We start from the raw sequence: 5,899 nt of genomic DNA on the forward strand, positions 1-5,899 counted from the left end.
CATCTGCGCAATGCCGTGCGGCACATCCTGGAGCAGGAGTACGACGGTGAGATGGAGGTGGTGATCGCGCTCGGCCCGTCCACGGACCGCACCGACGAGATCGCCGCCGAACTGGTGGCGGAGGACCCCCGGGTGCACACGGTCCCCAACCCCACGGGCCGCACCCCCGCCGCCCTGAACGCGGCGATCAAGGCGTCCCGCCATCCGGTGGTGGTCCGGGTCGACGGCCACGGCATGCTCTCGCCCGACTACATCGCGACCGCCGTACGGCTCCTGGAGGAGACCGGCGCGCAGAACGTCGGCGGGCTCATGCACGCCGAGGGCGAGAACGACTGGGAGAAGGCCGTCGCCGCCGCCATGACCTCCAAGATCGGGGTGGGCAACGCGGCCTTCCACACCGGTGGTGAGGCGGCCCCCGCCGAGACCGTCTATCTGGGCGTCTTCCGGCGCGAGGCGCTGGAGCAGCAGGGCGGGTACAACGAGGAGTTCATCCGCGCCCAGGACTGGGAGCTGAACTTCCGGATCCGCGAGGCCGGCGGGCTGATCTGGTTCTCGCCCGAGCTGAAGGTCTCCTACCGGCCGCGGCCGAGCGTGCGGGCCCTGGCCAAGCAGTACAAGGACTACGGCCGCTGGCGCCATGTGGTGGCCCGCTTCCACCAGGGCTCGATCAATCTGCGCTATCTCGCCCCGCCGACCGCCGTCGTCGCCATCGCGGCGGGCATCGTGGTGGGCGCGGCCGTCACCCCGTGGGGCTTCGTGATCCCCGGCGGCTATCTGGCCGCGATCGTCGCGGGCTCGCTCCCCGCGGGCAAGGGGCTTCCGCCGGCGGCTCGGCTGCGGATCCCGGTGGCGCTCGCGACCATGCACATGTCGTGGGGCTGGGGCTTTCTGACCAGCCCGCGGGCGCTCGCCAAGAAGGTCATCGCCAGCCGCCGCCCGGCGGTCATGGCGCCGTAGCCGCGCCGGGCGCCACGCACGCCGAAGGGGCCGGACCCGCATCGGGTCCGGCCCCTTCCGCATGCCGTGACGGACGTCAGAAGGTGTAGCCCGGGTTGACCTTCATACAGCCCTTCTCCTCGCCGTTGAGCGCGTCCGCGCTCTTGGGCGTCTTGTCGCTGTCGTCCACCGCCGCCTTCGGGTAGGCGGTGCCCTCGCGCCAGTCGTTGCCGACCACCAGGGTGATCTCCTGCACCGACTTCGACGACTTCACCGCGGACTTCGGCAGCTTCAGCGCCTTGGCCACGGCCAGGGCGTCGCCCTGCCGGGGCTCGTCCGGGTAGAGGACGGTGGTGTCGGCCTGCGAGATGAGCACCGTGTTCGCGGTGGCCTTGGCGTAGCCCAGCCGCGCCAGCTCGGAGGTGATGACCGCGGCCCGGCCGGAGACCGGCCCCAGGACGGTGCTGGCGGTGCCGTTCTGCACCACCACCGGGGTCTGCTCCTTGGGCGCGGTGGGCGCCGGGGTGGCGTCGGGCTTCTTCTTGTCCTTGCCGTCCAGGCTTATGTCGTTGCGCAGCAGCGAGAAGGTCTGCTCGGCGTCGCCCGGCTTGGGCAGTACGTACTCCCCGCCGCCGCCGTACTCCCAGGGCATGGTGATCATGGTGGTGCGCTTGGTCGGCACCCGCTTGAGGTCATTGCCCAGGTCGTACAGCTTCTTGACGGTTCCGAGGCCGTGGTCGACGGTCAGCGCGTCGGTGGCGGCCTCCGCGAGGTCCATCAGCTTGCCCGGGTCGCTGAGCTTGGTGCCCGACTTCAGCTGGCGGATCATCGACGTCATATACATGTGCTGGGCCTTGGCCCGGCCGATGTCGGTGTTGTCCTCGAAGCCGTAGCGGGTGCGCAGCCACTGGAGGGCCTGGACGCCCTTGACGTTGTGGGTGCCCTTGGTCAGCTTCAGCCCGGAGCCATGGCCCTTGCTGTCATGCGAGTAGACGTTGCTGTCCACGCACACCGGGACGCCGCCGATGGCGTCCGCCATGGAGACCACCCCGGAGAAGTCGATCATCATGAAGTGATCGATGTAGACGCCGGTGAGCTCCTTCCAGGTGGCGACCGTACAGCCCGGGCCGCCGTGCTGGAGCGACTGGTTGATGGCCCCCTCGGTCTTCGGATACACCGTGCCGTCGTGCGGATCGGTGCACCGGGGGATGGTCACCCGGGTGTCGCGCGGGATGCTGACCACCGACATGTTGCCGCGGTCGGCCGAGACGTGCACCAGCATCTGCACATCGCCCAGCGGCTTGCGGTCCGCGTCCTGCTTGGCGCCGCCCAGTTTGACGTTCTCCGCGGTGTTCCGGCTGTCGGAGCCGATGAGCAGGATGTTGAGGGGGGTCTGTCCGGCGGCGTTGGGCTCGGGCTTGCCGATCTTGCTGTCGCCGAGGTCCAGATCCTCCTTCTTCAGATTGCCGTTCAGGTGTTCGTAGTAGAAGTATCCGGCGCCGGCCGCGCCGAGCACCAGCACGGCCAGCGTCAGGGCGGTCCAGCGCAGGATCCGCACCCCGCGGCTCCGCTTCGGCCGCCCCTGACCACCCGGCCGGCGCCCCGCGCCGTGCGACGCGGGGCCCTCCCCTTCCGGCGGGCTGTCGTCCTCACCGTGCTCACGTGGTTCGGGAACGGTGGCCCGCCGCCCTCTCTCCCCCCGCACACTGCTCTGCCGCATCGGGCCCTCCCCGCAGTCTCTCGGTCGTCCGGCCCGATGGACGAGGGTGGATCCGCTGGCCGGCGACGGTCACTTGGCGCAGACGTCCTTGTCGTCGGCCTCGACCCTCTGAATGTCCTTCGGCGCCTTCGACGGGGCGGAGATCGGTGTGCCGGCGCCCTTGAAGTCCGCGCCCAGCGTCAGGGTCATCTCCGCCATCGGCTCGGCGTCCTTCGTGCCTTCCTTCATGGCGGAGGCGGGCAGCCCCATGCTGTCGGCCAGCCGACGCGCCTGGTCGGCCTGGTTGGGAGCGTACTCCAGCGTCGTCTTCTTCAGTTCTGACGGAGCGTTTCCGCCGTTGCTGGTGCGGGACATCCCCTCGGTGTTCTGCATCCAGTCGACGGTCTCCTGGGCGGCGCCGAACTGCCCACTGCCGTTGAGCACCTTGACCCGGACATCCGCGGGATCGGCCTTCGGCCCCTTGAGCCGTGCCGCCTGCTCGTCCTTGGCCGCCTTCTCCTTCTTCTTGACCTCGGTCAGCGAGACGTCCTGCCGGACCATGGAGAAGAGCGGCTCGGCCTTGGTCTTGTCGAGCAGCACGGTCGCACCGTCGGTGTTGTCGACGACCGGAACGGTCGCGAAGGTGACGTTCTTGAGATCGACCTTGCTCAGGTTCTTCCCCAGCGAGGCCAGCTTGGAGACGGTGCCGATCCCGGTGTCCACCGTGAGCGCCTTGGTGGCGGTCTGGGCCAGGTCCCACATCTTGCCCGGGCTGGAGAGCGTCCCGCTGGACTTCATCTTGCGCATCAGCGAGCTCAGGAACTGCTGCTGGAGCTTGATCCGGTCCAGGTCGCCGCCGAAGCCGACGGCGTGCCGGGTCCGGACGAACGCCAGGGCCTGCTCGCCCTTGACCGTGTGCCGCCCCTTCTTCAGATTCAGGTGCGACTTGGGGTCGTTGATGTCCTTGCCGAGGCAGATGTCCACCCCGCCGACCGCCGTGGACATGCTCTTGACCGCGTTGAAGTCGGCCATCATGAAGTGGTCGACCTCCAGCCCGGTGATCTTCTCCACCGTCTGCCAGGTGCAGCCGGGGTCGCGGCCCTCCTGCCCCAGACTGGTGTTGAACCGCACCTCGTCCTCGCCCGGGATCTTCTTCCGCCGGCCGTCTTCCTTCACGGTGCAGTCCGGGATGTCGGTGATCATGTCGCGCGGGAAGCTCAGCACCGTCGCGTTCGACCGGTCCGCGGAGACGTGGAACAGCAGGGTGGTGTCGGCGTGGCCGACGCTACCCGCGTCGCCGTAGCCCTCGTTCCCCTTGCCGTCCCGGCGGTCGGTGCCGATCAGCAGGATGTTCATCGGGCCGTCGGAGACCGCGGCGTTGTTCTCGCCGACGTCGACCTTGCTGATGTTGTTGTTCAGGTGCTGATAGACGAAGTACGCCGCGGCCGAACCGCCCACCAGGAGGAAGGCCAGGGTGCCGCTGCCCCAGTAGAGCGCCTTCTTCGTCTTCGACTTCTTCGGCTTCGGCTTGCGACGGCTGACCGGGCCGGTCGGCTGCTCCTTCTCCGCTTCCCGTTTGGCCGCGCGGCGGCGCCCCCTGGGCTCGGAGCCGGTGGTGCCGACATCGCTCGATGATCTGGAGACCCGTCGCAGCTCCGTGGTGTCGTCCGCCGATGTCTCGGCGGGATTCAGCCGCAGCTCGTAGTTGCCCGTATTCGGGTCGAACACCCACTGATCGGCTGGGTCGAAGTCACCCGCCCCGCCAGGGCCTTGCGCGTCCACGGTCGCCTGTGTCCTCCGTCGGTGCCACGCGGCGCCTCCCCCTCAAGGCGCGCCATCTGTCTTCATGCAGTGCGCGGCCACCTCGTAGAGCGCACCGGATCGCTCACACTATCCGTCCAGATCAGCGCCAAGCGACGTCGGTGACAAATTCCACTTCCCTACAACTGGGCAATCTGCCCAATCCTTATCTGATCCTTCACGAATCATGGGCCGCACTTATGGTCCTTTTACTCGCATTACTCGCAGATGCCGCGCGCCGCCGTCGTCCCCTGATACCCGCTGAGGTCGGCGGCCTTCGGTCCGCCGCCCGTCGAAGCCGTGACGGCGTGGGACACCGGCACCGGCCGATCCAGCCGCAACTGCCGGAACAGCCGGTCGGCATCGGGTTGGACGAGCTCATCGCGGTTCTTGTTGTACGTGTAGGGCTGCCGCGGAATCGTGAGGAAGCGGATCTTGTCCCGGGGGATGTCCCGCACCCCGCGCACCAGAGCGTACAGATCTTTGAGCGAATCCAGGCCCGGATCCGTGGTCAGCGAGGACGTCGCGGCGTTGAGCACCGGATACAGCTTCGCGGGATTGAGCAGCACACCATTGCTCTGCACTTTCTTCACAAGCGAGCTCATGAACTCCTGTTGCCGGCCGATGCGCTCCGTGTCGCTGCCGTCGCCGATGCTGTACCGGGCGCGCACATAGCCCAGGGCCTGCTCGCCGTGGAGTACCTGACGGCCCGCGGGCAGCTTCAGATGCGCTTCGGCGTCGTCCACGGGCTCCTTCAGGCACATCTCCACCCCGCCGACCGCGTTCACCAGCCGCTTGAAGCCGCTGAAGTCCACGATCATGTGGTGGTCGACGCGGATGCCGGTCAGCTTCTCGACGGTGCGGATCGAACAGGCCGCGCCACCGGATTCGAACGCCCAGTTGAACTGGGCGAACCGGGCCTGGGTGCGCTTTCCGTCCGGCCCCTCGCAGGCCGGGATGTCCACCATCAGATCGCGCGGGATGGAGACGGCGGTGGCGCTCTTCCCGCCGGCCTGCAGATGCAGCAGGATCGTGGTGTCCGAGCGCTGGGTGCCGGTGTCCTTGCCGTATTTGCCGTTGCCCTTGCCGCCCCGGTTGTCGGAGCCGATCAGCAGGATGTTCTGCGCGTCCCGCACCACCGACACCGGCCGCTCGGCCTCGTACTTCTTCAGCTCGTCCGCGGTCCGGGTGTCGGTGCGGATATTGCCGTCGAGGCGCTCGTAGAACCACCACCCCACTCCGGCGACCGACAGCACCAGCAAGGCCACGCCCAGCGCGAGGACGCGCGGCCAGCGGCGCCTGCGTCTCGGTGCGGGCTCAGAGCTGTCGGTCGTCACGTCCGCGTCCTCCCACCCGTCTTCCGCCCGGGGGCGGAGCGGCATCGCATGCCGGGATACCGATTAACGGAACAGACATGCGAAGCCCGTACATGGTTGTACGTATCCGTAGATCATCGCGCGGGGT

The 5,899-nt window shown here is 68.3% G+C and carries 4 protein-coding genes; 1 reads left to right on the forward strand and 3 read right to left on the reverse strand.

The genetic code is table 11. The annotated features are described in order from the left end of the window. On the forward strand, nucleotides 1-957 hold a 957-nt coding region (locus GWI24_RS39300; RefSeq protein WP_210950815.1), incomplete at its 5' end, for a glycosyltransferase family 2 protein. Between the two features lie 76 nt (nucleotides 958-1,033). Here the strand turns inward: GWI24_RS39300 and GWI24_RS39305 are convergent. The 3 genes from GWI24_RS39305 to GWI24_RS39315 form a co-directional block, all read right to left on the reverse strand. Then, entirely contained in the window at nucleotides 1,034-2,494 is a 1,461-nt protein-coding gene (locus GWI24_RS39305; protein ID WP_374103396.1) for an LCP family protein, read from the reverse strand. A 231-nt stretch (nucleotides 2,495-2,725) separates the two neighbouring features. Next, nucleotides 2,726-4,417, reverse strand: a complete 1,692-nt coding sequence (locus GWI24_RS39310; protein WP_210950817.1) for an LCP family protein — start codon at nucleotides 4,415-4,417, stop codon at nucleotides 2,726-2,728. A gap of 236 nt (nucleotides 4,418-4,653) precedes the next feature. Next, a complete protein-coding gene (locus tag GWI24_RS39315) occupies nucleotides 4,654-5,772 on the reverse strand; it encodes an LCP family protein (protein WP_210950818.1) in 1,119 nt (372 codons plus the stop codon). Nucleotides 5,773-5,899: the final 127 nt, after the last annotated feature.

It is taken from the genome of Streptomyces sp. MK37H (genome assembly GCF_018035285.1).
Classification (GTDB): Bacteria; Actinomycetota; Actinomycetes; order Streptomycetales; family Streptomycetaceae; genus Streptomyces; species Streptomyces endocoffeicus.